This window comes from Sulfitobacter sp. M368, assembly GCF_025141875.1.
Lineage (GTDB): Bacteria > Pseudomonadota > Alphaproteobacteria > Rhodobacterales > Rhodobacteraceae > Sulfitobacter > Sulfitobacter mediterraneus_A.
In genome coordinates, this window is the sequence record NZ_CP081113.1 from 2,231,183 (window position 1) to 2,257,584 (window position 26,402).

Below are 26,402 nucleotides of genomic sequence, written 5' to 3' on the forward strand. Positions count from 1 at the left end.
TATGACAGCCCTGAACATCGGATTTATCGGACTTGGCAACATGGGCGCGCCCATGGCCGCAAATCTGGCCAAAGCGGGTCATCGGATCCGCGGCTTTGACGTGGCCGGAACCACCGCCGAGGGTGTCACCCCCTCCGCCAGCATCGCAGAGGTGGCGCAGGGCGCGGATGTGGTCATCACCATGTTGCCGAACGGTGCCATCCTGCGCCAGGTGGCAGATGAATTGATCCCGCATATGCGCAGTGGCGCGGTGTTTATTGATTGCTCGACCGTTGACGTGGAAAGCGCGAGGTACGCCGCGCAAGCTGCTGAAAATGCTGGCGTTATGGCTGTTGACGCTCCGGTATCGGGCGGCATCGGCGGGGCCGCGGGCGGCACCTTGACCTTTATGGCGGGCGGGTCTGACAAGGCCTTTGATACCGCAAAACCGCTGTTTGACATCATGGGCCAAAAAGCCGTGCATTGCGGCGATGCAGGCGCGGGGCAAGCCGCGAAAATCTGCAACAACATGATCCTGGGCGCAACCATGATCGCCACCTGCGAGGCCTTTGCCCTGGCCGACAAACTGGGCCTTGATCGCCAGAAGATGTTTGACGTGGTCAGCACTTCGTCGGGCTACAGCTGGTCGATGAACGCCTATTGCCCCGCGCCGGGCGTCGGGCCGACCTCACCGTCGGATAACGACTATAAACCTGGATTTGCAGCTGAACTGATGCTCAAGGATCTGGGCCTGAGCCAGCAAGCCGCCGAAATGGTCGACGCCGACACGCCGATGGGCGCGTTGGCACGGCAGCTTTATGCGCAATTCGTTGAGAACGAAGATGGCAAAGGCAAGGATTTCTCCGCGATGTTGCCACGGTTTGCTTCACGCGGGCGCGACTCCTGAGGTCGCAAACAGGCATTTCTGCCACATTTGGAGGGATAGGCTGACAGGATACCACAGCGCTGGAGCCTGATATGCCTGTCCCTTTTCACGAATTTTCCGCCAGTTTGACCTATGCCGACCTGCCTGCAGACCTGCTGGCGGTGTTGCGGCGATCCTTTACCGACACTTTGGGCGTGGCGGCCGTGGCGTCTACCACGGATATGGCAAAATATGCGGTGCGCGGGGCGCGGGCAACCTTCGGCCCCGGCACGGCGGGCGGCGCACGGGCATTGATGGACGGCAGTCTGCTCTCCCCTGCGGGCGCGGCGATGGCGGGCGGGTTTACCGTGGATGCGATCGACGCCCATGACACCACCTCACCTTGCAAAGGCCACGTCGGATCCGCCGCGTTTCCGGCGCTTTTGGCGATGGCAGAAGTGGTGGATAAACCCCTGACTGGACAGGATTTTGCGGTATATCTTGCGGTCTGCTACGAGATCAGCTGCCGCGCCGGCCTTGCCCAGCACGCGACCTGTCCTGATTATCACACCTCCGGCTCCTGGACCGCCGTTGGCGTGGCTGTGGCTGCCGCGCGGATGCTGGGATGCGATGCGGAAGCCTTGCGACAGGCGGCAGGTATCGCCGAATACCACGGCCCGCGCAGCCAGATGATGCGCTGCATCGATTATCCCACCATGGTGCGTGACGGCGTCGGCTGGGGTGCGCCCTCCGGCGTTGTGGCGGCCTATCTGGCGCGTGAAGGGTTCACCGGCGCCCCTGCCCTGACGTGCGAGCAAGCGCCAGAGTTCTGGGAGGATCTGGGCAGCAAATGGCGCACGGTCGAAGACACGTCCTACAAGGCCTATCCTTGCTGCCGCTGGGCCCATCCGAGCATCGATGCCGTGGCGCATTTGATGGCAGAATACGGCCTGACACCACAGGACATCGCGGGCATCGATATCGCCACATTCCACAACGCCACACGCCTTGCCGGGCACAATCCGGCCACCCCGGACGAGTTTGCCTATGGCATTGCATTTCCTGTCGCCACGATGATCGTGCGCGGCCAGATCGGGGTGCCTGAATTGGGGGCAAGCACCCTGCAAGACCCCGAAATCAAAAGAATTAGCAATCTGGTGAACTTGATCGACGACGACCATTTCACCAAAATCTCTCACGGCAAACGTTGGGCGCAGGTGACGATCCACACCACCGATGGGCGCAGCCTTCAGGACCAGCCGCGCACACCCAAGGGTGACAATGACCTGCCGCTGTCAGACGCGGAAATATCGGAGAAATTTCACCTGTTTGCCGACCCGGTCATCGGCAGCAATCGCGCAAAAGAGCTGGAACAGCTAAGCGATAATTTCGACAGCCTGAACGCGTCCGATTTCACCCGCCTGCTGGATTTGAGCCTTACTGCCCCTTAGCCCAAGCGCGGCGGACGGATCACTCCGCCGCGACTTTGGTGCGTTTTTCGAGCATCGGCTTGAGGTATCTGCCGGTGTAGCTCTCCGCGACTTCGGCGACCTTTTCTGGTGTGCCAGTCGCCACGACACGGCCACCGCCATCGCCGCCTTCGGGACCGATGTCGATGATATGGTCGGCGGTTTTCACCACGTCGAGATTATGCTCAATCACCACAACGGAATTGCCCTGATCCACCAGTTCATGCAGCACTTCCAACAACTTACGCACATCTTCGAAGTGCAGGCCCGTCGTCGGTTCATCCAGAATATAGAGCGTGCGTCCGGTCGACCGCTTTGACAGCTCTTTGGACAGCTTCACCCGCTGCGCCTCACCGCCGGACAGCGTTGTCGCCTGCTGACCGACCTTGATATAACCAAGTCCAACACGCATCAGCGCGTCCATTTTCTCGCGGATCGACGGCACCGCCTGAAAGAAGCTCTGCGCATCTTCCACGGTCATATCCAACACATCGGCGATGCTTTTGCCTTTGAATTTGATCTCCAGGGTTTCGCGGTTGTAACGGGCACCCTTGCAGGTCTCGCACTCCACGTAAACGTCCGGCAGAAAGTGCATCTCGATCTTGATCACACCATCGCCCTGACAGGCCTCACAGCGGCCGCCCTTGACGTTGAACGAGAACCGCCCTGGCTTGTAACCCCTTGCCTTGGCTTCGGGAAGTCCGGCAAACCAATCGCGGATCGGGGTGAAGGCGCCAGTGTATGTGGCAGGGTTGGATCGTGGTGTGCGCCCGATGGGCCGCTGGTCAATGTCGATCACCTTGTCCAGATGTTCCAGCCCCTTGATGGTTTCGCAAGGGGCCGGTGTTTGCCGTGCGCCATTGAGGTTCATGGATGCGGTTTTGAATAGGGTTTCGATGGTCAGCGTGGATTTGCCGCCCCCCGATACCCCCGTCACGCAGACAAATTTGCCCAAGGGGAAATCGACAGTAACGTTTTGCAGATTGTTGCCCGTGGCCTTGACCACCTGCACCTTTTTCTTGTTGCCCTTGCGCCGCGTGGCGGGCACGGCAATCTCTCGTTTGCCGGTCAGATACTGCCCGGTGATGGAATTTTCATCTGCTGCAACAACGTCCGGCGTGCCATGAGACACAACCTGTCCGCCATGCACGCCGGCACCCGGCCCGATGTCAAAAACATAGTCGGCCTCGCGGATCGCTTCTTCGTCATGTTCAACGACGATCACGGTATTGCCCTGATCACGCAGGTTCTTGAGGGTCAGGAGCAGACGATCATTGTCGCGCTGGTGCAGGCCGATCGATGGCTCATCCAGCACATAGAGAACGCCCGTCAAGCCAGAGCCGATCTGGCTGGCCAGACGGATACGCTGACTTTCCCCACCACTTAATGTACCACTTGAACGCGCAAGCGTAAGGTATTCTAATCCAACGTTATTTAGGAACCCAAGACGCTCTCGGATCTCCTTCAAAATCGCCTTGGCGATCTCGTTCTTCTGAACCGTCAGATGCTCCGGCACTGTGTTGCACCAGTCAAAAGCCTCGCGGATGGACATCTGAACAACCTGACCCGCGTGCAGCAATTGATCCGCTGGACCGTCGCTGGGGCCAATCTTCACGGCCAAGGCTTCGGCCCGCAGACGATAGCCCCCGCAGGTGCCGCAATGCCGGTTGTTCTGGTAGCGCTCAAACTCTTCGCGGATCCAGTTGCTGTCGGTCTCGCGGTAACGGCGTTCCATATTGGGGATCACCCCCTCAAACACTCGCGTCACCTCGTAGACACGGCCGCCTTCGTCATAGCGGAACTTGATCTCTTCCTTACCGGAGCCATAGAGAAAAACCTGCTGCACCTTCGGGTCCAGATCTTTCCACTTGGTGTTCTGATTAAACCCGTAGTGTTTTGCGATGGCCTCAATGGTCTGCTTGAAATAGGGGCTCTTGCCCTTGCGCCACGGGGCCAATGCGCCGTCATAGATCTTCAGGTTCTGGTCGGGTACCACCAACCGTTCGTCAAAAAACAGCTCAACCCCCAGACCGTCACAGGAGGGGCAAGCGCCAAAGGGTGCGTTGAAAGAAAACAGCCGCGGCTCAATCTCGGGAATGGTGAAACCACTGACCGGGCAGGCAAATTTCTCTGAAAAGGTATAGCGTTCCGGATCGCCTTCGCTGGGCGCGGTTTCCATAACGGCAATGCCATCTGCCAGATCCAGCGCCGTGCGCAAACTGTCCGCCAGCCGTGTCTCAAGCCCCTCGCGGACCACGATCCGGTCCACCACCACGTCAATGTCGTGGCGGAATTTCTTGTCCAGCGTCGGCGGTTCGTCCAGCTCGTAGAACGCACCGTCGACCTTGACCCGCTGGAAGCCTTGCTTGCGCAACTCGATGAATTCCTTGCGGTATTCGCCTTTTCGGTCGCGAATGATCGGGGCCAGAAGATAGGCGCGTGTGCCCTCCTCCATCGCCATGATCCGGTCGACCATATCTTGCACCTGTTGCGCCTCAATGGGCTTGCCGGTTTCCGGGCTGTAGGGTGTGCCGACACGGGCGAACAGCAGACGCATGTAGTCGTAAATTTCGGTCACCGTCCCCACGGTGGAGCGCGGGTTTTTTGACGTTGTCTTTTGCTCAATCGAGATTGCCGGGCTGAGACCTGCGATGTGATCCACATCAGGTTTCTGCATCATATCAAGGAATTGCCGGGCATAAGCCGAAAGCGATTCCACATAGCGGCGCTGGCCTTCAGCATAGATCGTGTCAAAGGCAAGCGAGGATTTGCCCGAGCCCGACAGGCCGGTGATCACCACCAGCTTATCGCGCGGAATGTCCACGTCGATGCTCTTGAGATTATGCTCGCGTGCGCCGCGGACCTCGATATGTTTCAGCTCTGCCATGCAGCACCCCCATTAACGGTTTGTACATAGTTGTCCTCCAGGGATTCTCCAACGAAAAAATGAGAACTAAAGGCGAACATTTTAGTTTGCGCGCAGATGCGTCAACCACAAATGCGCCGCAAGACCCAGCGCAAAGGCGCCACCTGCCAGCAGCGGCAGCGCGGTGTAGCCCGCAATCGAAAGGCCTGCTGCCATGATCGGGGTGCCAATGGTGTTGCCGATATTGCCCATTTGCGCCATCGCGCCGTTGGCGCGGGCTTGCCCTGCGGCGGTATCGTTGAGTTGCGGCACTGCGGCAAAGCTGGCCCCCTGGATAAGCCCCATCGCCCCGGCAAGCGCCAGACAGGCCAAGGGCGCACCCGGCTCCGCCCAAAGCCAGAGCACCGCCAACGCGGACAGGGCAAAGCCCAGTTCGACCACCTGCACCGCCGTGAGGCGCCGCAAAAGAGCCACGCCAAGCGTCATGGACACCGCGATACTGGTCAGTGGCATCGCACCCATGATCAAATTGCGCAGGTCGGGGTCCAGATAGGGCGGCAGGACCGTCAGAACGGAGACAAAGCTGAAGGTATAGAAAAGCCAACCTGCTGCTGGCGCGGCTAAACTGGCGGAACGGTAGATCACACCATGATCGCGCAACAGGCCTGTCAGGGAAAATGCGGGCTGGGCGGCTTCGGCGGGCAAGGCCCGCAACCGCGCGGACAGGTACAGCGCAAAACCCGCCATGTAGAGGCCATGCGCGGCAAAGAGCGCGGGCAGCCCCCATGAGATCGCCAAGGGTCGCCCGGCAAAGGCCAGCACCGCAAAGGCGACGCCAAAGAAGGTGCCCCAGAGGGTCAGCGTGAAACCGCGATGTTTGGGGGCGCTGATCTGGGCGATCAAGGTGGGCGCGGCGACCACGATGGCCAGGTGTGACAGGCCTTCGGCCACCCGGCTGAGCAACATCCACGGCAAAGGGGGCAAAAGGGCTTGGGTCAAGGATACCGCCGCGCCCAGCCACAGGGCCGACAGCAACGCCCGCCGATAGCGGATCCGCGCCACCAACAGGCCAGCCGCCACACCAAAAAGGATGCCAATGAAACCGACCAGTGATACGACAAAGCCAAGGGCGGCACCCGCATTGGGATAAACCTCTGGCAACAAATCAAAAATCACGCTGACCTTGCCATATTGCGCGGCCGCGCCAAGGCCCGCACCCCAGAGGGCGAACACAAGAGGAAAAGAAGTTCTGTCGGTCACGCTTGCACTGCCTTGGGAACCGGCACGCAATAGATGGGCCGCTAGTGGCCCACCTTGCCCGAAACGCGAGGGGCCTTCCAGCCCCCCGGCTTGGTTTACATGTGGATCACGCGCCCATAGGCATCCAGCACCGCCTCATGCATCATCTCGCTGAGTGTCGGATGCGGGAAGACGGTGTTCATCAGGTCTTCTTCGGTGGTCTCAAGCTGGCGGCCCACAACATAGCCTTGGATCAGCTCGGTCACTTCGGCCCCGACCATATGCGCACCCAGAAGTTCGCCGGTTTTGGCGTCAAAGACGGTCTTGATCATGCCTTCGGGTTCACCCAATGCAATCGCCTTGCCGTTGCCGATGAAGGGGAAGCGGCCCACCTTGATGTCATAGCCCAGTTCCTTGGCTTTGGCCTCGGTATAGCCGACCGAGGCAACCTGCGGATGGCAATAGGTGCAGCCCGCGATGGATTCCGGCTTGATCGCATGGACCTTCTGACCCGCCATATGTTCGGCAACCATAACCCCTTCGTGGCTGGCCTTGTGCGCCAGCCATGGCGCGCCAGCGATGTCGCCGATGGCATAGAGACCGTCCACACCGGTGCGGCAGTACTCATCGGTCACCACATGGGTGCGGTCGATCTTGACGCCCAACTCCTCAAGGCCCAGCCCTTCGACGTTGCCGACAATCCCAACGGCGGAAATGACGGTGTCAAACTCGTGTTTCTCAGTCTTGCCGCCCACCTCGATATGCGCGGTCACCTTGTCTTTGGCGCGATCAAGCTGTTTGACCATCGCCTTTTGCATGATCTTCATGCCCTGCTTTTCAAACGCCTTTTTGGCGAAAGCCGAAATCTCGGCATCTTCAACCGGAAGGACACGATCCATCACTTCAACCACGGTCGTATCTGCACCCAAGGTGTTGTAGAAGCTGGCAAATTCAATCCCGATGGCCCCTGATCCGATGACCAGCAGCTTTTTCGGCATATGCGCTGGCTGCAGCGCGTGTTTGTAGGTCCAGACCAGTTTGCCGTCGGCCTCTAGCCCCGGCAGTTCGCGGGCGCGGGCACCGGTGGCGACAACGATGTTCTTGGCCGTCAGGTCTTCTTCGCCCTTGTCGGTTTTGACGTGTACCTTGCCCTTGCCGGCCAGTTTCGCGGCCCCCATAAAGACGGTGATCTTGTTCTTTTTCATCAGGTGGCCGATGCCGCCTGACAATTGCCCCGCCACTTTGCGCGAGCGTTTGACAACCTCATCCAGATCATAGCCGATGCCGTCTGCCTTGAGGCCAAATTCCTTGGCACGGTGCATCAGGTGGAACACTTCGGAAGAGCGCAGCAAGGCCTTGGTCGGGATGCATCCCCAGTTGAGGCAAATGCCGCCCAGATGTTCACGCTCAACAATCGCGACATTCATGCCCAGTTGGGCACCGCGAATCGCGGCAACATAGCCACCGGGGCCAGCCCCGATAACAATCAAATCAAAGGATTTCGCGGCCATAGAACTTCCTCACTGTGTGACGATTGCAGAATATAGTTTACCATTAAACTATATTCCCACCCGCCACAACCGCGAGATTGCCGCAGGGTCAGGCCGCCTGCATGTCGGCCTGTAGTTCCCGCACTGTAGCACCGTAGCCGCCATTTGCCACATAGGCCGTTTCAAGCTGGGTCGGCGTGCGAGACAGCGCATCGTTGCGATATGGGAAGCGACCAAACTTGCGGATCACTTCGCGATGCGCACGGGCATGCAGCAGATTGCCTTCGCGGTTCTGGGGCATGCGTTCACACATCAGCCGCACACAACGCTCCTGATCGCAAAGGTTCTCCGAATGCATCAGCGGCAGGTAAAAGAACTGCCGCGCGGGTTCATCAATGCGCAGATCCCAGCCCTTGTTGATCGCCGCCTTGGCCGCCGTCAGCGCGATCCGATCACTTGCAAAGGCCTCGCCACTGCCGCGGAACATGTTGCGGGGAAACTGATCCATCAAAATGATATAGGCCAATGCGCCCGACGGATAGGTCAGCCATAGTGAAAATTTGCCCTCACAGGCGGCTTGCCAGGTTTCGTGAAACCGGTCCCGGATCTGACTGTCCAAAGCATCGCTTGCTTCATACCAGCCCTTGGGTCCGATTTCATCCAACCAGAACTCAAGGATCTCTTCAGGCCCTACCATGGTGCGCTCCCTTTATCGTGCTGCACGGTTAAGTCATTCCATGCTAAGAGGAATTTAACCACGGTGCCTACTCACGAATTGTATCAAATGCGACATAGTTATCGCTATCACGTATCATTTTCGTCATCATGGTCTGCTTCGATGGCAACTTCCTGCGCGACTTCGACTGCGACGGTGGTCGCGGATGGGTAAATCGCGACGTAGTTGCCGGTCTCATCCACAGGCACGCCCGCACGGCGGGTGGAGCGGTAGGCGGCATAGCTGGCAAGCGCAATAAAGAGCCCGGCAGTGAACAGGTAAAACCCGCCAGGGCCAAGCGCGGTGCCCATCATCCAGCCGGTGATCACAGGCCCAAGGATGGCCCCTAAGCCGTTGATAAAGACCAAAACACCGGAAGCTGCGGCCATATCCTCGTGCTCAAGAAAGTCATTGGTGTGGGCGATCAGCAGTGAATAGAGCGGGTTCGACATCCCCCCCACCACAAAGGCCGAGACCAGAAGCACCGGGAAAACATGGCCCAGCATCATACCAAGCACCGATCCCCCCGCCCCGATAAGCGAGACAACCACGATCAATCCGCGCCGGTCCATCCGGTCGGAAATCCAGCCAATCGGATATTGCAGGATCACGGAGCCAACAAAGAACATCGCCACGAAAAGTGAGATTTGTGCAACAGTTAGCCCGGCTTCTGCGCCATAGACCGAGGCCATGCCGAACTGCGCAGAGAAGACGCCACCCAAGAGGAACATGCCCACACAGCCCAGCGGAGAGTAGCTGACCAGCTCGCGGATGCGCATGGGTTTGGTGGTGTCAAAGGCCGGCGTCGGGCTGATCGACAGCAAGATCGGCGTCACGGCGATACTCACCAGAACCGACGGGATCACAAACAGCACAAAGCCGGACGGATCGGCAGTCAGCAGCAGGGCTTGGGCAATCACGATGCCCAATGTTTGCACGATCATATAAAGTGACAGCGCCTGCCCCCGGTTGTCGTTGGTGGCCGCGTTGTTCAGCCAGCTTTCGGCGGTGACATATACGGCAGAAAAACAGAATCCGATCAACACCCGGCCCAAAGACCAGACGATGACATTGGGGAACGTCGGGTAAAGGATCATCACTGCCGAGATGAGCGAGGCCAGCGCGGCAAAGACCCGCACGTGGCCGACACGCCGGATCATGCCCGGTGCCATGCGGGAGCCCCCCAGAAACCCGACAAAATAGCTCGACATGACAATCGACATCTCAAAGGTCGAGAAGTTTTCGATTCCGCCCCTGATGCCCAGCAGCGTGCCTTGCATGCCGTTGCCAACCATCAGCAAACACATACCCAGCAAAAGCGCCCAAGCGCTGGAAAGAACCTGAAGCATGGCGCGAATCCTTTTTGTTTCTTGCCCCTGCCTGCCTGCGGATCGCCGTGAGGTCACGCCCTTCTGCGACAAGATGGCGTGATTTTCCGGCTAGGGCAGCAGCAGTGACGCATCCCCGTAAGAAAAGAAGCGATAACGTTCGGCAATCGCATAGGCGTAGATGGATTTGATCCGGTCCTGCCCCATCAAGGCAGAGACCAGCATCATCAGCGTGGATTTGGGCAGGTGAAAGTTGGTCATCAAGGCATCGGCGATCTGGAATTCAAACCCCGGCGTGATGAAAATATCGGTGTCGCCTTCCCACGCGCGGATCGTGCCGCCTTTTGCGGCGGTCTCGATCAGGCGCAATGCGGTGGTGCCCACGGGGATCACCCGGCCACCCGCCGCCTTGGTCGCGGTCATTTCGGCGGCAGCTCCGGCGCTGACCTGTCCCCATTCGGAATGCATCTTGTGCTGCGATATATCGTCCACTTTGACCGGCAGGAAGGTGCCCGCGCCCACATGCAAGGTCACATGGGTGAAGGTCACGCCCTTGTCGCGCAGGGCCGCCAGCAACGGCTCATCAAAATGCAGCGACGCAGTGGGTGCAGCCACGGCACCGGTGTTGCGGGCCCAGACGGTTTGATAATCGGTTTTGTCTTGCGCATCGGCGGCGCGTTTGGCGGCGATATAGGGCGGCAGCGGCATTGCGCCCGCCGCATTCAGCGCCGCGTCAAAATCATCGCCCGTGCAATTGAATGCCAGATGCCCCTGCCCGTTTTCGACCCCTTTCAAGGTGGCCCGCAGGTCGTCAGAGAAAACCACCTCCTCGCCGATCTTCAGCTTGCGCAGCGGTTTGATCAACGCGCCCCATGTGCCGTTGCCACGCGGCTCAAGCAGGGTCACTTCGATCTTGGCTTGTACGCGGCCTTGCGCACTGTCGCGAAAGCGCAGACCATTCAGGCGTGCCGGGATCACCCGCGTGTCGTTCAGCACCAGCCGGTCTCCGGGCCGCAGCCATTTGGTCAGGTCCGTGACCTGTTGATCATGGATCACATCGCCTTCGGCCACCAGCAACCGCGCTGCCGATCGCGGCACCGCCGGACGGGTGGCAATCAGGTCGTCGGGCAGGTCAAAATCAAAGTCAGAAAGTTTCATGCCCGCGCCCTAACGCCCATCATAATCAGGAACAACCGGTTTTTCCGCCACTGGCGGTTTGGCGGGCAGAATGGATTGGGTGTTGCCCTCCACCGCTGGCAATTCGGGTTTGGGCGCGCGGAAAATCTCGCGGAACATGCCGGGGGTCAGGGCCGACAGCGGGTTCACCGACACAGAGGGGTCTTTCGCCTGCCCTTTGAGTGTGTAGTGAAACCCAAACAACCCCTCACCCTTGCGGGTCAGCACCGATCCGATCCCATTGAGCAGGTACACCGGCGTGATCGTGCCCTGCATATTGAGCAACCCGGAGTTGAGTGCATAGACCCCGTCCATCGACAGCCCCATGGACGCCCCCACCGCCGATCCTTCCGTCAAGGTCAGGCTGTCGGGCGTCAGGCGAAATCGTCCCTCGACCTTGTCGAAATAGATGCCGTCACCGTTGAGTTCGTTGATCAGGCCCACCACCGACACCGCATTCAGCAAGGCCGCGATGCCCGGTGCCTGTTTGATACGGATCCCATCCATGGTCAGCTCTCCGTCGAAGGCCCCGCCGGTGCCAACGGGCAAAAGCGTCAGGCCCAGCGTTCCGCCCGTCACCTGTTTGAGCAAACCGGCCGAACGCAACACGCCGCCCGCATCTTCGGAGGTCATCCGCACCGCGCTGCGCCCGTTCTGCGGCACCACCCGGCCTGCGACCGGCGTCTGCCCGTTAAGACGCGCCTGAAACGCGCCATCAAGGCCTCGGCGGGTGTCAAATGTCCCCGTCAGCCCGGTCAACGCGATGGTGTCGGTGATCTGCAACCGGTCCAGCGTGATCTGCATCGGCGGTCCGGCGCTGCCCCCCTGCGAGGGGCCAAATTCCGCGCGGCGCAGATCGAGCGAGCCGCCGCGCACCGCCACCTTGACCGGCCTGCCCGCGCCCTGCCCGATCAGATCCACCGGCGCGTTCAGCCATTGCCCCGCTGACAGGCTGGTGAACCGGACGCGGTCCAGTGATCCTCCCGCGTTCAGGTCAACCGTGCCCTTGGCCGACAATCCCGGACCGCCCACCGATAGGCTGTCAATCTGCGCCGGATCGCCCAACCGGCCGCTGATGTTGAGCTGACCACGGGTTGAAGCGGCTTTGGTCCATGACAATTGAGGCACCCGCAGACGTACCCCTTGCAGTGCCGAGGTCAGCGCAAATCTGGGCGTTTCACCGCGGGCAAAATCCAGTGCGATATCGGCCTGCGCCTGCCCCGAGACCGTCCCCTCCGGCAAGGCCACGCCAAAGGCATCCAGCGCAGCCTGATCCAATGTCACCTGCCCGCGCAAGGCCGATTGCGCCGCGCCCTTGCCGATGGGTTGCTCCCACGCGCCGTTGAAGGCGACACCGTCAATGCGCCCCGGCCCGCTGATCCGAAGGCCGGTGTTGTCCACGGTCACGTCCAGCTCTGTCGCCTCCAGTCGCCGGCCTTTGACCAACACGTCACTGCGGACCGCCCTCAAGGCACCGGTGAAGTGATAGTTCACGTCCTGCACCTTGCCGCCCTTTTTGAGAGGCACCGCAATGGTTCCCTGAACATCCGCCAGGCCCTCGGCCAGCCGCACGGGCATCTTGACCTTGTCCATCACCGAGAGCGGGGCAAAGTTGATCAGCGACAGCGCCGCCGTGATGCTGGAGCGGGTTTGCAACCGGATCACCGCCGGAGCGCCGTCTTTGACGCGCACGTCCGGTATGATGAAGGATGACCCGTCCACACGAATGCTGCCCCCCAAAGGCGGCGCGACTTCGCCTTGATCCACGGTGACGACCAACCGGTCGTCCGCAAGGCTGAAATGTCCCTGCCCACCGGTGATCGGCGGCATGGTTTTCAAGAACCGAACTGTCGATTTCTCAAAATCGAAGGCGAGAAAGCTATGCCTGGCTTTGTCCGGCGCGGACCGGAACGCCAGATCAATATTATGCACCCGCCCGTCAATCAGGTTGTCGCCCAACCATTTGCGGGTCTTGGGTTTCACACCTGCGGGCCACAACTCCAGCAAGCGATCCGGGTCGAGCCCGTCCATCCGGCCATCCAGCGCCAAACGCCAGCCGCCCGGATCGGCCGCCAATTCCCCATCCACCAGCAGGGTCTTGCCCCGGTCCGAGATCTGCAGCCGCCCCAGCGTGATGCGGAACGGGTTCAGCTCCAGCCGGAAATCCATATCCGCTTCGGACAGATCAACCGCTTCGGGATAAAGCTCAAAGGGATTGGCAACCAGATCCGACAGGGTGATCTGGCCGATCAGTTCGGTCAGCGGCCCCTGTGCGCCGTCGGTGGTGAGAGAGGCCGTGCCCGTAGCCTGTCCGGTGATCCACGGGCTGCGCACGGACAATTCGTCAAACCGCAGCAACCGCTTGGCCGGATCATAGCTGAAATAGCTGCGTGCGCCGTCAAAGGGCACCGGTTTGGTCAGGGCATTGGGCTGCACCGCGCCCTTGCCGATCTGCAATGTGGCGTTCAACGGGGCAAAGCGGCCATCGCTGTTCAGGCCGCTGCGCACCGACCCCGCAATCGGCGCCCGCAGCACGTCGAGCCAGGCAAAAGCCGGACCCTGCGCCGCAATATCGCGGGCGGCGACCCCGTCAAAGCTGACACCAAAATCGGCGGCGGTTTCGCCAATGCGGCTGTTGTAGTTGGCCGCAAGGGTCGCCACGCCCGCGCCGCCGCTGAGCACCGCCAGATCCGCCGAAAGCGCCAGATCGCGCCCGTCCCGTTGCAGGATCAGCCGCCCGCCATCCACCGTCCAGCCGCGCCCGACACGTTCATCGTCATAGCGCAGGGTCAGCGCCCTCACTTCGACCGTGCGCAGCGCGTTGAGCGACGGGCTTTGCAGTATCTCGTCCATCTGGCCGATCAGTTGCGGCAAGGTTGCCGCCTCGCGCGCCGGGGCTTCGGCGGCCTGCCCGCCGCGGATCGACACCCGCCCTTCGGCATCCCGCTTCAGCCGCGCCACAACGCCTGACAGCGACAAAACCTTGGGCTGGATCTTCCCTTTGAGCAACGGCCGCGTGGCAAAGGTCGCCTTGAACTCATTGAAACTGACGATCTCCCGCCCTGCAGGGGTGCTGATCACAACATCGCGCAGCCGCACCTTGGGCCGCCAGCCCTCGCCCACCACAAAGACCATCTCGCCAAAGCGCACCCGCGCAGTTGGCACCATTTCCGCGATCCGTCCTTCGATCCGGGCCTGCAACCACGGCGGCGCGGCAATCGGCAGCCCTTTGATCACCGCCGCACCCACCAGCGCCAATGACGTCAGGATCACAACCAAAGACACGCTTCGCAAAACAAAGCGATGCCACCGGCGGCGGCGTTTGGGGGCTGTTCCCCCAGTAGGTGAGGCGGGCGCGGCGTCGCTCATCGCTATCCGGTTTTGGTGTTGCAGGCTTGGCCGTTGCCAATTTCGGCCTACTATGACAGTCCATAATCCCGCTTCCAAGTGAATAGAAAGTGAGCCATGCCCGAATTGTCCCAGCCTGCCCCCGATTTCAACCTGCCCGTGACTGGCGGCGGCAATGTTTCGCTGTCTGAACTGCGCGGCGCACCCGTGGTTCTGTTCTTTTACCCACGCGACGACACGCCGGGCTGCACCAAGGAAAGCATCGGTTTTTCGGAGCATCTTGAAGATTTCAAAGCCGCAGGCGCCAAGGTGTTTGGCATCTCCCGCGACACCATGGCGAAACATGACAAGTTCACTGCCAAACATGATCTGACCGTGCCGCTTTTGTCTGATGAGAATGGCGAGATGACCGAGGCCTATGGCGTTTGGGTTGAAAAGAACATGTATGGCAAAAAGTCGATGGGGATCGAGCGGGCCACCTATCTGATCGACGCACAGGGCAACATCGCCCGGATCTGGCGCAAGGTCAAAGTGCCAGGCCATGTCGAAGAGGTTCTGGATGTGGTGAAAGCCCTGTGAAACCCCTTGCCCAGATGGCCGAGGCAGTTCTGCGCTGCGCAGATGGCCGCGAGAAAACCGCCATGTCGCGCAGCTTTGCCGCGCAGTGGCAGGGGGCCCGCGATGCGGGCGACACGCCCCGGATTGGCCGTGCCGATCCGCCCCTGCATCCCTCTCGCCCCGCCGCGCCAGAGCTGTTGAACCCCCGCGATGTGCCGCGCCGCCGCCCCGGCACGCCCGAGGGCCGCATCGCGCTGTTGCATGCGGTGGCGCATATCGAATTGAACGCCGTTGATCTGCATTGGGACATCATTGCACGGTTCACGGACACCAAATTGCCAATGGGGTTCTATGACGATTGGGTCAAGGCGGCGGATGAAGAATCCAAACATTTCAATCTGATGTGTGACTGCCTTGAAGCGGAAGGCAGCTTTTATGGCGCCTTGCCTGCCCATGCCGGCATGTGGCGGGCCGCCGAGGACACAGTGGATGATCTGATGGGCCGCCTGGCCGTCGTGCCCATGGTGCTTGAGGCACGCGGGCTGGATGTGACCCCCGGCATGATCGAGATTTTCAAACGCGCCAAGGCAGATGGCGCGGTTACAGCGCTTGAAACCATCTATGCCGAAGAGGTTGCCCATGTGGCCTATGGCAGCAAATGGTTCCACTTCCTCTGCGGACGTTTTGACGAGGATCCCAAGGAACGGTTTCACGCTCTGGTGCGCAAATATTTCCACGGTCATCTCAAACCGCCCTTCAACGAAGAGAAACGCGCCGAGGCAGGCATTCCCCCCGATTTCTATTGGCCGCTGACCGAGACAGGCGAACCTTGAGTTGAACCTCGCCTGCCAAGCATTTGGAATAGGCGGTTTTTTGCCCATTTGGTCAGTTCCGGTGGTTTGATGTCGCAGTATCGGTCAACAGGGTTGCCCCATGGCCGGTCACTGGATAATGAAATCTGGACCAAAATGTGCCGGGGGGGAACCTGCACCTTTGGTCGGGGGACGATAAAAAGGACAACATTGTGCGTACAAGGCTCGCCATCAAAGTGAACGCCATTCTGGAACAGTATTTTCCTGAACGCCGTGTTTTTCTCAAATCCGACAACGACACACGATTTATCCGCTTGCGCCCCGGCACACAGATTGTTGCCTTCGCAGGCTCCGCCGCGCTGGTCGCCTGGGCGATCGTCGCCACAGCCATTATCCTGATGGACAGCATCGGCTCCGGCAATTTCCGCGAACAGGCCAAACGCGATCAGCGCACCTACCAGGCGCGTCTGAACGATCTGTCCGGCCAGCGCGACAGCCGTGCCGAAGAGGCGTTGGCCGCGCAGGAACGGTTCAACGCCGCGCTCAAGCAGATCTCGCTGATGCAGTCAGAGCTTTTGCAATCCGAGACCCGTCGCCGCGAGCTTGAGACCGGCATCGACGTGATCCAGTCCACCCTGCGCGACACCATGAAAGACCGTGAAACCGCGCGCCGCACCCTGGCAGAGCTGAAAGACACGCTGGAGGACGGAGCCGGACAGGTGCAGGTCGCCGCCAGCAACGCCCCGATGGATTTCCTGGCCGAAGCGCTTGAGCGGACGGCAAAGGAACGCGATCAGGTTGTGGCCGATGCGCAGGATGCCCTGCTTGAGGCGGACCGCATGGCCCAGCAGATTGCCCTGATGCGTGATCAAAACGATGCGATCTTCCGCCAGCTTGAAGAGGCAATGACCGTCTCTGTGGCCCCGCTTGATAAAATGTTCCGCAACGCCGGCATGCCGCCGGACCGGATCATCGAACAGGTGCGCCGGGGCTATTCCGGCCAGGGCGGACCTATGACGCCGCTGTCCTTTACCACCCGCGGCGAGGAACCCACCGCCGATACCCTGCGTGCCAACCGTCTGCTCAACCAGATGGACAAGCTGAACCTTTACCGGATCGCCGCGCAGAAGGCGCCCTTCGCCAACCCTGTTAAATCCGCCTTCCGTTTCACCAGCCAGTTCGGTTATCGCCGCGATCCCAAGACCGGCGGACGCCGCATGCATTCGGGTGTTGATTTCGCCGCCGGACTTGGCACACCGCTTTATGCCACCGCCGATGGCGTCGTGGTTCATGCCGGATGGCAGTCCGGCTATGGCCGTCTTGTTAAGATCCAGCACGAGTTCGGCATCGAGACCCGCTATGCCCATTTGTCCCGGCTTCGCGTAAAAGTAGGCCAAAGGGTCTCGCGCGGACAGCGTATCGGTGATATGGGGGCATCTGGACGCGTAACTGGCGTACACCTGCACTACGAAGTGCGTGTGGGCGGCAAAGCTGTTAACCCCATGATCTATATCAAGGCTGCAAACGATGTTTTCTAAAAGCAAAATCAACGACCCCGCACCATCCAAGGACGCCGATGCGCCCAAACCTGCGGCACCGCAAGCGCCATCCGCTTCGACACAAACCACGTCGAGCGAGTTCAAGGCCAGCGCCCCAAAGGCAAAACCTCCCGCCTCCGTGCTGTCATCCGACCTGCATGTGACAGGCAATATGAAGACCACCGGCGACATTCAGGTAGAAGGCACGGTGGAAGGTGACATTCGCGCGCATCTGCTGACCATTGGCGAGACCGCCACGATCAAAGGCGAAGTGGTTGCGGATGACGTTGTGATCAACGGTCGCATCGTGGGCCGTGTACGCGGCCTCAAGGTGCGCCTGACCTCCACGGCACGTGTTGAGGGCGACATCATCCACAAGACCATCGCCATCGAATCCGGCGCCCATTTCGAGGGTTCCGTGCAGCGGCAGGACGATCCCCTGAACCCCGGCGCCAAATCCGCACCGGCGGCCAAGGCCAATCCAGCCAGCTAAGTGGCGCAACAGTCCAAGAATTGAAAGGCATCGCCATCGGGCGGTGCCTTTTGTTTTGGGTCTGGCCTGCGAAAAGGGACCAGCTGCGCGGCAAGTCTTCAGACCCTTATGAGCGGCGGATCATCAGCCCCTTCGCCTTGCCACGATCCCTTGGCTGGTGCGTGACGGAGGGCCGGATGGAAACGCGTAGACCTGCTCAACCTCAAAACCGGCCTCGGCTACCAGTGCCAGAATCTCAGCCCTTTGAAATGTCCGGTGCCGCCACTGCAACCAGATGATCGCATTGCACCAATGCGGCTTTGACACCACAAGGCGCAGTTGCCCCCCGGGAACCAGCAGATCCCGCATTTGCCCGAGTGCGGTCAGCGGATCATCGCAATGTTCCAGGACATGCGCCGCCAAGACCACATCGACAGGCTCCGTTTCCGTCGTCTGCCCGAGAAATGACTTTAGCATCCGCGGCTCCACCCCGCGCCGGTTCAAGGCCGCTTTGCCCCGTTCAAGCATGGCTGAACTGGGCTCCAGCAGGGTCAATTCGCGCGGCGGGCCATGAATGGCCACCCATGCTTCGGCAAATGCGCCGGTGCCTGAACCAACGTCGATGACCCGCTTGTTGCGGCCATCAAGATCAGATGGCGCAGACAGAAAGCCCAAGTACCCATCGTAGTAGCCAAGCGTCCGCATCTTGTCGCCCCAACGCGGGGCGGCAATGTCGTATCGGTTGGTTGTGGAGATCTGGGTGTCTGCCATGAGGAGTTCCTGCCGGTATAGGCGATGCTGTTGCGCGAGAGCCTACTCAAGCATGTATCGGAATACCACTGAACTCAATGGAATGTGAACGCAACACAGTCCAGCGGCACGCAGTGGCCTCGGCTCTCTCAGACAGAAAGTTCCCCCTTGGCCAAGCCCGGACCAAAGGCTTCTGGCTTTTGCAAACGGAACGTCTGGTCCGTCCGTGCCGCAGACAGAATCCGGTCACAGCGAAAGGTCCTTGGCCCGCCCCGCAGGTGATCGACCGCAACCACGTACCAAACCGGATATTTCAGCAATAGGTAATGCGGCTCGATCCGGCGCTCGGAGGTCTCTCCGTCCTCACGTCGATAGGCAATCTCAAGCAACTCCTGATTGATGAAAGCCTGATGCAGCGCCTGGACCACCCGTTTGGGCGGCGCATCTGCGCTGGCCTGCACGTAGGTCGAGGCGGTCACCCCCACCAGAATGCGGGATTTCAACTCATTCACCTTCTTGCGCTTCTCCGCAGAGAAAGACGCCACCAACTGCCGCCGGACACTGTCCAGATTGGCCAGAAACATCGGCGAATTCATCTGCTGGGCCACCGCGATGCTGATCAACAGATCGACCGCGTCACCATAGGTCAGGTTCAACCGGCCAACGCCCCAGTTCCGGTCAAGACGCAAGCCGCCGCCGCGCCCCCTGTCCGCGTCGATCTGCATGCCGTGGTGGTCGCGCATCAACGCCAGATCACGCGCAATCGTCCGCGGGCTGACGCCATGCTGCCGGGCCAAATCGCTGACGGTGCAATGGCTGTCCTGCTTGAGCTGGACCGCCAACATTTCGAGCCGTCTGAGTCTGCCTGGGGTATCTGCGCGTGCCATCGCACAAATAGGACATAAACTGTCTTATTTGGCAATATGGATGTCCGCAAGCCTGCGATTGCATCGCGGCTGAAACAAGGAAAAAGCCATGAAACTAAACTACGCTGTCGTTGGAACCAACGACTTGAACGCCTCCAAAACCTTCTATGACGCCCTGTTCTTAGAGGCGGGCCTGCACAGCATGTCGCCTTCGGACAGAATGACCTATTGGCTGGCTGAGGCCTTCGCCTTTGCCGCCGCAATTCCCTTCGATACCAAGCCCGCGACCAGCGGCAATGGCACGATGGTGGGTTTTGCCGTTGGCAGCCAGGCAGAGGTGGAACGCCTGCATGCCCTGGCGCTTGAGCTTGGCGGCACATGTGAAGGTGCGCCGGGCCAGCGCGGCCCAAAGTTTTCGGCCTATGTAAGGGATCTGGACGGCAACAAGCTTTGCTTTGCTGAATAGAGGCAAAGGGAGGGGCGCGCCGGCCGGGCTTGCGCCCCTACCGCCCCAGCATCCAAGTGCCATCCGGCCAGAAGGCGTGAAAGGCAAAGGCAAACATCACATCATGGGCCAGATCACGCCCCTGCCCGTCCTGCACACGGATGCTGCCCACGTCGCGGCCCTTGGCGATCTGGGCCGTGTCGAGGGCGGAGGCCTGCCCGGCCCGCCAGCGGATCGTTACGCCCGCCTCTGTTAACTGCTCCGCTTCGGCTAGCCGCGTCATGGGCCAGGCGCGATTGCCGACCCGCACCACCCGTTCCAGCGCCGGAATGCCATGGGGCGGCGGATCACCGGAATAAAGGAAGGGCCGCGTCAGGCTGTCATAACCACGATATGGATTGCGCCCATAATCGCGGGGATAGGTCGGTTCGGCCATCACCAGCCCCTGCGGATGCGCGTCCTTGAATTCCGCCCAGCTTTCCATCCAGCTTGGCAACTGGCGCAGCTCTGTACCGGTCATTTCACCCACAATCCCAACGCCTTGCGCCTGCTGCCACCAGCTTTGGGTTTCGCGGTCATACATCACCATATCCGAATTGCGCAGCTTGCCTGTGACGCCAAAGGTCAGCACCCGCCCCTTCACCCGGCCATCAAACACCATGGCCGAATTGCACAGCGGGCAGAAGGTCACCGTCACAGGTGATCCGCCAATGCGGTCATTCACGATCTCATGCCAGGTGAGGTACCGGATCGGATAGGCGCGCGCCTGATGCCCGTCCAGGACCACGGTGATCACCGGCTCGCGGTCCGCGATCCGGGTTTCCTTGCTGGCATGGACAAATTGCGGGGCATCCAGCGCAGGAATGCCATCCTTGGGCGGCCCGCCCGAAAGGATCTCGGTCCAACTGTCCACCGAAGTGTTTTCGAAATCCGTGTCTGGCCATTCACTGCGCCAGAACTCAGGGCTGGCATGGGCAGCGGCCAGTGAGAGACAAAAAGCGAGGGCGGCGGTCAAAGCTTTGATCATGCCCCACCCTGACGCAAATGGGGCCCGCAATCCAGCAGGCCCCACGCAATCTTGATCAATGATGATGGCCGGCGTTACTCGGTCACGGTCACTTTGCGCATCAGATCGGGTGTTCCGACCACCGCACCATTGCCGCCGGTGCCGCGCTTGATCGCATCCACCACGTCCTGCCCTTCAGTCACGCGGCCCACAACGGTGTATTGCCCGTTGAGAAAGTGACCGGCGTCAAACATGATAAAGAACTGGCTGTTGGCGCTGTTGGGGTTCTGGCTGCGGGCCATGCCCACAACGCCCTTGTCATAGGGCACATCGGAAAACTCCGCCGGCACATCCGGCATATCAGAGCCGCCCATGCCTGCACGGCCAAGATCGCCGCCTTCCCGGCCAAACTGCACGTCACCGGTTTGCGCCATAAAGCCGTCGATCACCCGGTGGAACACCACGCCGTCATAGGCGCCTGCCTCGGCCAAGGTGGTGATCCGCTCCACGTGCTGGGGCGCGACGTCCTCCAGCAGATCGATCATCACGGTGCCATTGGCCTCGCCCTCGATCTCGATCTTCAGGCCGGTGGCCCCGACCGCCGTGCCCATCAGGGCAAACGCAAAAGCACCTGCAAGTAACTTACGCATCCGCAGCCACCTTCATGCTGATCATGCGGTCCGGCTCCGGCGCAGGCTCGCCCCGTTTGATCGCATCGACATGTTCCATGCCGGAAATGACCTGACCGTAAACGGTGTATTGACCGTTGAGGAAGTCGTTGTCTTTGAAGTTGATAAAGAACTGGCTGTTGGCGCTGTCCGGATTGGCAGAGCGCGCCGCGCCGATGGAGCCGCGTGCATGTGGCACCTTGGAAAATTCAGCCGGAACATTGCCCAGATCGGAACCGCCCGTGCCTGCCAGACGCAGGTTGAAGTCTTTTTCGATGTTGCCGTGTTCCACGTCGCCGGTTTGCGCCATGAAGCCGTCGATCACCCGGTGAAAGGCCACGTTGTCGTATTTGCCCGCGCGGGTCAGTTCTTTCATCCGCTCTACGTGCTTTGGGGCCACCTTGGGCAACAGCTCGATAACGACGGTGCCGCCTTTGAGCTCCATCAGGATGGTGTTTTCTGGGTCTTTGATCTCGGCCATGCCGCGCTCCTTTAAACTGGTTTGCCTCTAACTAGGTTGGATAAGCGCAATTGCCAAGCTGCTGCATTGACCTGAGGCCCCAGAAAGGCAAAACACGGGGCCAAACCAAAGGACAGGAGTATCACATGGGCTGGAAATCGCTGGATGACATGGAATTGTCAGGCAAACGTGTGCTGGTGCGGGTGGATATCAATGTTCCGGTGGAAAATGGCGTGGTCACAGATGCCACGCGGATTGAACGTATCGTGCCGACAATCACCGATATTCTGGCCAAAGGCGGCAAACCGATGCTGATCGCCCACTTTGGCCGCCCCAAAGGCCGCGTGAACCTTGAGATGAGCCTTGCGCAGGTGCTGCCCGCGTTGAACGATGCGCTAGGCCGCAAGGTTGTATTGATCGAAACGCTGGAAGGTGCGGAGAACCTGACGGCAGAGGCCGACGCGGCAGATGTGCTGCTTTTGGAGAACATTCGATTTTACCCCGGTGAAGAGGCCAATGATCAGGACTTTGCCCGCCGCCTGTCCGGCCTTGGCGATGTCTATTGCAACGACGCCTTTTCCGCCGCTCACCGCGCCCATGCCTCGACCGAGGCGCTGGCGCGACTGCTGCCTGCCTGCGCGGGCCGGTTGATGCAGGCCGAGCTCAGCGCGCTTGAGGCCGCCCTTGCCACGCCAGAGCGCCCGGTTGGCGCTGTTGTGGGCGGGGCGAAAGTCTCCACCAAGATCGAGCTGCTGGAAAATCTCGTGAATCGCCTTGATGTGCTGGTGATCGGCGGCGGCATGGCCAACACCTTTCTCGCTGCCCTCGGCGCGGATTTGGGCGCGTCTTTGCAGGAGCCAGATTTTTTCGACACCGCCAAAGACATCATGGCGCAGGCCGATAAGGCCGGGTGCCGGGTGATCCTGCCTGTTGATGGGCTGGTTGCGCGGGAATTTGCGGCAGGTGCCGATCACGAAGTTGTTCAGCTTGGCCCCGACGCCAAACTTGACGCAGATCAGATGGTTCTGGACGCAGGGCCAGACAGCATCGCAGTGACCGCTGCTGCCTTTGAAGGGCTGAAAACCCTGATCTGGAACGGCCCCATGGGCGCATTCGAGATTGCACCTTTTGATACCGCAACCGTCGCCGCCGCCAAAACCGCCGCGCGGCAGACCCGCGATGGCGCGTTGATTTCCGTGGCAGGTGGCGGTGACACCGTTGCCGCCCTGAACCAGGCGGGTGCCGCGGAGGATTTCACCTATATCTCCACCGCGGGCGGCGCGTTTCTGGAATGGATGGAAGGCAAGGAATTGCCGGGGGTTGCGGCGCTTTCCGCCTGAAAACGGGAAGGCTTCACCCGAAACGGGTAAAAAGGCCACGCTGCGGGCAATTCGGAAAATTAACCTGCACAATAGGGCACGGGGGGATTCACACGGCGAATCACCTGTGTCATATTGCCTTTACGTCCATCAAGAGACGATTTGAGGCAGATAGAATGACCCGCACCGCACGCCCGGCCTTTGGCACGCTGTTCTTTTTCGCCATCGCTTTCGCGTTGAGCCTGTATTTCACCTTTGCCGCTGTGCAGGGTGACTTTGGCCTCTTCCGCCGGGCGGAAATCCTCGCCGAAACGCAGGATCTTCGGGCACAGCTGGATGGGGTACGTGCCGATGTGGCGCGGATGGAAAACCTGACCAAACGTATGTCAGATGATTACCTTGACCTTGATCTTTTGGACGAACAGGCCCGTAAGGTGCTTGGTATGATCCGCTCAGACGAGATTGTAATCCGCTAAAATCAACGATTTGACCACATTTGGGTGGTTTTTGGGTGTGACTTCTTGCCCCAACGTCAAATCTCACTACCATTATGTTCTCGAATCCATTAGAAGATAGTTTAACGCTAAACTATCTGCGGACATCTGATCTGCGCAGACGGAGGACATGCCCATGGCAGCGAAGAAACCTAGTAAGAAACCCAATGTCTCAGCGGAGGAGCTCAAAGCATACTATCGTGACATGCTTTTGATCCGCCGATTTGAAGAAAAGGCCGGTCAATTATACGGCATGGGTTTGATCGGTGGTTTCTGCCACCTCTATATCGGCCAGGAGGCCGTTGTGGTTGGCCTTGAGGCCGCCGCAGAGGAAGGCGACAAGCGCATCACATCCTACCGCGATCACGGTCACATGCTGGCCTGCGGCATGGACCCCAACGGCGTGATGGCCGAGCTGACGGGCCGCGAGGGTGGCTATTCCAAGGGCAAGGGTGGCTCCATGCACATGTTCTCGAAAGAGAAGCATTTCTACGGCGGCCACGGTATCGTCGCAGCGCAGGTGCCCCTGGGCGCGGGCCTCGCCTTTGCCGACAAATACAAGGAAAATGGCCGTGTCACTTTCACCTACTTCGGTGATGGCGCGGCAAACCAGGGTCAGGTTTATGAAACCTTCAACATGGCCGCCCTGTGGAAATTGCCCTGTATCTTCGTGATCGAAAACAACCAATACGCCATGGGCACCTCGCAGCAACGCTCGACCTCCTCTGCCGAGATATACGAGCGCGGCAAGGCGTTCGGCATCCCCGGTGAAGCTGTGGACGGCATGGATGTTCTGGCCGTCAAAGAGGCTGGTGAAAAGGCCGTTGCGCACTGCCGCTCAGGCGAAGGGCCCTACATCCTTGAGGTCAAAACCTACCGCTATCGCGGCCACTCCATGTCCGACCCCGCGAAATACCGGACCCGCGAAGAGGTCCAGAAAATGCGCGAAGAACGTGATCCGATCGAAGCTGTGCGCGCCTTGCTGCTGACCGGCAAACACGCCACCGAGGACGATCTCAAATCCATCGACAAAGAGATCAAGGCCATCGTGAACGAAAGCGCGGAATTTGCCAAAGACAGCCCCGAGCCAGCGCTTGAGGAACTTTGGACAGATATTTACGCAACAGAAATCCCGCAGGAGGCTTGATAGATGGCTACTGAAATTCTCATGCCCGCCCTCTCGCCCACCATGGAAGAAGGCACGCTGGCCAAATGGCTGGTCAAGGAAGGCGATACCGTGTCGTCCGGCGATATCCTTGCCGAGATCGAAACCGACAAGGCCACCATGGAATTTGAAGCCGTGGACGAAGGCACCATCGGCAAGATCCTGATCGAAGAAGGCACTGAAGGGGTCAAGGTCAACACCGCGATTGCCGTGCTCCTCGAAGATGGCGAAAGCGCTGATGACATCGACAGCGCCGCATCGGCCCCTGCGCCTCAAGCCAAGGCCGAAACCACGGCAGAGGCCGCGCCCGCGCCGGCCGCCGCGCAATCCGCGCCCGAAGCGCCCAAAGTGGACCTGACACCGGATTGGCCCGAAGGCACGCCGATGAAACAACAAACCGTCCGCGAAGCCCTGCGCGACGGCATGTCCGAAGAGATGCGCCGCGATGAAAATGTATTCCTGATGGGCGAAGAGGTGGCCGAATACCAAGGCGCCTATAAAATCTCCCAGGGGATGCTGGACGAGTTTGGCAAAAAGCGTGTGATCGACACCCCGATCACCGAACACGGGTTTGCCGGAATCGCCACAGGCGCAGCCTTTGGCGGTCTGCGTCCCATTGTCGAATTCATGACCTTCAACTTCGCCATGCAGGCGATTGACCATATCATCAACTCCGCCGCCAAGACGCTCTATATGTCCGGCGGCCAGATGGGTGCGCCCATGGTCTTCCGCGGCCCCAATGGCGCGGCGGCCCGCGTCGGCGCCCAGCACAGCCAGGACTACGCCGCATGGTACATGCAGGTGCCCGGCCTCAAGGTCGCGATGCCCTATTCGGCCTCGGACTACAAAGGTCTGATGAAAACCGCGATCCGCGACCCCAACCCGGTGATCTTCCTCGAGAACGAGATCCTCTATGGCCGCAGCTTTGATGTGCCGGACATCGACGATCACACCGTGCCATTCGGCAAGGCCCGGATCTGGCGGGAAGGCAAGGACGTAACCATCGTCAGTTTTGGCATCGGTATGAGCTACGCATTGGAAGCGGCCGAGAAACTGGCCGAAGAGGGTATCGACGCCGAGGTCATCGACCTGCGCACCCTGCGCCCGATGGACACCCCCGCGATCATCAATTCCGTGATGAAAACCAACCGCTTGGTCACCGTCGAAGAAGGCTGGCCGCAGGGTTCTGTCGGCAGCTACATCTCCTCCGTGGTGATGCAGGAGGCGTTTGATTACCTCGACGCACCGGTGATCAATTGCACTGGCAAGGACGTGCCCATGCCCTATGCCGCCAACCTTGAAAAACACGCACTGGTGACCACCGATGAGGTCATCGCAGCCGTGAAAAAAGTAACCTACAAATAAGGAGCGGCC

The 26,402-nt window shown here is 60.1% G+C and carries 23 protein-coding genes; 11 read left to right on the forward strand and 12 right to left on the reverse strand.

Annotated features, from left to right (window positions below; translation table 11 throughout):
• Positions 1–10 precede the first annotated feature (10 nt).
• Both mmsB and K3754_RS11200 read left to right on the forward strand, forming a co-directional pair.
• Entirely contained in the window at positions 11–886 is an 876-nt protein-coding gene (gene mmsB / locus K3754_RS11195; RefSeq protein WP_259943330.1) for a 3-hydroxyisobutyrate dehydrogenase, read from the forward strand.
• Between the two features lie 71 nt (positions 887–957).
• Positions 958–2,295 carry an MmgE/PrpD family protein gene (locus K3754_RS11200; RefSeq protein WP_259937278.1) on the forward strand — a complete coding sequence of 446 codons (1,338 nt, stop codon included), beginning with the start codon at positions 958–960 and terminating at the stop codon, positions 2,293–2,295.
• Positions 2,296–2,314: 19 nt separating this feature from the next.
• On the opposite strand, the gene uvrA is transcribed toward K3754_RS11200, so the two are convergent.
• The 7 genes from uvrA to K3754_RS11235 form a co-directional block, all read right to left on the reverse strand.
• Positions 2,315–5,200 carry an excinuclease ABC subunit UvrA gene (uvrA, locus tag K3754_RS11205; RefSeq protein WP_259937279.1) on the reverse strand — a complete coding sequence of 962 codons (2,886 nt, stop codon included), beginning with the start codon at positions 5,198–5,200 and terminating at the stop codon, positions 2,315–2,317.
• Positions 5,201–5,281: 81 nt separating this feature from the next.
• Positions 5,282–6,439 carry an MFS transporter gene (locus K3754_RS11210; protein WP_259937288.1) on the reverse strand — a complete coding sequence of 386 codons (1,158 nt, stop codon included), beginning with the start codon at positions 6,437–6,439 and terminating at the stop codon, positions 5,282–5,284.
• A gap of 95 nt (positions 6,440–6,534) precedes the next feature.
• Positions 6,535–7,929 (reverse strand): dihydrolipoyl dehydrogenase, encoded by a 1,395-nt coding sequence (gene lpdA, locus K3754_RS11215; protein ID WP_259937290.1) that lies wholly within the window; start codon positions 7,927–7,929, stop codon positions 6,535–6,537.
• 88 nt (positions 7,930–8,017) lie between these two features.
• Positions 8,018–8,605: a DUF924 family protein gene (locus K3754_RS11220; RefSeq protein WP_203210985.1), complete on the reverse strand. Its 588-nt coding sequence runs from the start codon at positions 8,603–8,605 to the stop codon at positions 8,018–8,020.
• A 107-nt stretch (positions 8,606–8,712) separates the two neighbouring features.
• Positions 8,713–9,972, reverse strand: a complete 1,260-nt coding sequence (locus K3754_RS11225) for an MFS transporter (RefSeq protein ID WP_259937297.1) — start codon at positions 9,970–9,972, stop codon at positions 8,713–8,715.
• A gap of 90 nt (positions 9,973–10,062) precedes the next feature.
• The gene (queA, locus tag K3754_RS11230; RefSeq protein ID WP_259937305.1) at positions 10,063–11,109 is read right to left on the reverse strand and encodes a tRNA preQ1(34) S-adenosylmethionine ribosyltransferase-isomerase QueA; all 1,047 of its coding nucleotides are present in this window, start codon (positions 11,107–11,109) and stop codon (positions 10,063–10,065) included.
• Positions 11,110–11,118: 9 nt separating this feature from the next.
• Positions 11,119–14,412: a DUF3971 domain-containing protein gene (locus tag K3754_RS11235; protein ID WP_259937306.1), complete on the reverse strand. Its 3,294-nt coding sequence runs from the start codon at positions 14,410–14,412 to the stop codon at positions 11,119–11,121.
• Between the two features lie 180 nt (positions 14,413–14,592).
• Here K3754_RS11235 and K3754_RS11240 point away from each other — a divergent pair, with 180 nt between their 5' ends.
• The 4 genes from K3754_RS11240 (at position 14,593) to K3754_RS11255 (ending at position 17,876) form a co-directional block, all read left to right on the forward strand.
• Positions 14,593–15,054 (forward strand): peroxiredoxin, encoded by a 462-nt coding sequence (locus tag K3754_RS11240; RefSeq protein WP_259937307.1) that lies wholly within the window; start codon positions 14,593–14,595, stop codon positions 15,052–15,054.
• Between the two features lie 14 nt (positions 15,055–15,068).
• Positions 15,069–15,866 carry a ferritin-like domain-containing protein gene (locus K3754_RS11245; RefSeq protein WP_409202386.1) on the forward strand — a complete coding sequence of 266 codons (798 nt, stop codon included), beginning with the start codon at positions 15,069–15,071 and terminating at the stop codon, positions 15,864–15,866.
• 191 nt (positions 15,867–16,057) lie between these two features.
• A complete protein-coding gene (locus K3754_RS11250; protein WP_203210979.1) occupies positions 16,058–17,383 on the forward strand; it encodes a M23 family metallopeptidase in 1,326 nt (441 codons plus the stop codon).
• Positions 17,373–17,876, forward strand: a complete 504-nt coding sequence (locus K3754_RS11255; RefSeq protein ID WP_203210978.1) for a polymer-forming cytoskeletal protein — start codon at positions 17,373–17,375, stop codon at positions 17,874–17,876. Before K3754_RS11250 ends, K3754_RS11255 begins: the two co-directional genes overlap by 11 nt.
• Before the next feature lie 123 nt (positions 17,877–17,999).
• On the opposite strand, the gene K3754_RS11260 is transcribed toward K3754_RS11255, so the two are convergent.
• Positions 18,000–18,626 carry a bifunctional 2-polyprenyl-6-hydroxyphenol methylase/3-demethylubiquinol 3-O-methyltransferase UbiG gene (locus K3754_RS11260; RefSeq protein WP_231024129.1) on the reverse strand — a complete coding sequence of 209 codons (627 nt, stop codon included), beginning with the start codon at positions 18,624–18,626 and terminating at the stop codon, positions 18,000–18,002.
• A 128-nt stretch (positions 18,627–18,754) separates the two neighbouring features.
• Positions 18,755–19,492 (reverse strand): YafY family protein, encoded by a 738-nt coding sequence (locus K3754_RS11265; protein ID WP_259937309.1) that lies wholly within the window; start codon positions 19,490–19,492, stop codon positions 18,755–18,757.
• An 88-nt stretch (positions 19,493–19,580) separates the two neighbouring features.
• Here K3754_RS11265 and K3754_RS11270 point away from each other — a divergent pair, with 88 nt between their 5' ends.
• Positions 19,581–19,937, forward strand: a complete 357-nt coding sequence (locus K3754_RS11270) for a VOC family protein (protein WP_259937318.1) — start codon at positions 19,581–19,583, stop codon at positions 19,935–19,937.
• Positions 19,938–19,974: 37 nt separating this feature from the next.
• Here K3754_RS11270 and K3754_RS11275 read toward each other — a convergent pair whose 3' ends face one another.
• The 3 genes from K3754_RS11275 to K3754_RS11285 all read right to left on the reverse strand — a co-directional run bounded on the left by K3754_RS11275 (position 19,975) and on the right by K3754_RS11285 (position 22,071).
• Positions 19,975–20,943 (reverse strand): DUF3179 domain-containing protein, encoded by a 969-nt coding sequence (locus K3754_RS11275; protein WP_259937319.1) that lies wholly within the window; start codon positions 20,941–20,943, stop codon positions 19,975–19,977.
• Between the two features lie 74 nt (positions 20,944–21,017).
• The gene (locus tag K3754_RS11280; protein WP_203210974.1) at positions 21,018–21,572 is read right to left on the reverse strand and encodes a peptidylprolyl isomerase; all 555 of its coding nucleotides are present in this window, start codon (positions 21,570–21,572) and stop codon (positions 21,018–21,020) included.
• Positions 21,565–22,071: a peptidylprolyl isomerase gene (locus K3754_RS11285; protein ID WP_203210973.1), complete on the reverse strand. Its 507-nt coding sequence runs from the start codon at positions 22,069–22,071 to the stop codon at positions 21,565–21,567. The genes K3754_RS11280 and K3754_RS11285 overlap by 8 nt, the downstream gene beginning before the upstream one ends.
• A 125-nt stretch (positions 22,072–22,196) precedes the next feature.
• On the opposite strand from K3754_RS11285, the gene K3754_RS11290 reads away from it, so the two are divergent.
• From K3754_RS11290 to K3754_RS11305, 4 genes are all read left to right on the forward strand, one after another.
• Positions 22,197–23,390 carry a phosphoglycerate kinase gene (locus K3754_RS11290; protein ID WP_259937320.1) on the forward strand — a complete coding sequence of 398 codons (1,194 nt, stop codon included), beginning with the start codon at positions 22,197–22,199 and terminating at the stop codon, positions 23,388–23,390.
• Between the two features lie 155 nt (positions 23,391–23,545).
• On the forward strand, positions 23,546–23,845 hold the full coding sequence (locus tag K3754_RS11295) for a septum formation initiator family protein (RefSeq protein ID WP_025048324.1): 300 nt from the start codon (positions 23,546–23,548) through the stop codon (positions 23,843–23,845).
• A 154-nt stretch (positions 23,846–23,999) separates the two neighbouring features.
• Positions 24,000–25,010, forward strand: coding sequence for a pyruvate dehydrogenase (acetyl-transferring) E1 component subunit alpha (pdhA, locus tag K3754_RS11300; RefSeq protein WP_259937323.1), 1,011 nt, complete (start codon positions 24,000–24,002; stop codon positions 25,008–25,010).
• Between the two features lie 3 nt (positions 25,011–25,013).
• Positions 25,014–26,393 carry a pyruvate dehydrogenase complex E1 component subunit beta gene (locus K3754_RS11305; RefSeq protein ID WP_259937324.1) on the forward strand — a complete coding sequence of 460 codons (1,380 nt, stop codon included), beginning with the start codon at positions 25,014–25,016 and terminating at the stop codon, positions 26,391–26,393.
• Positions 26,394–26,402: the final 9 nt, after the last annotated feature.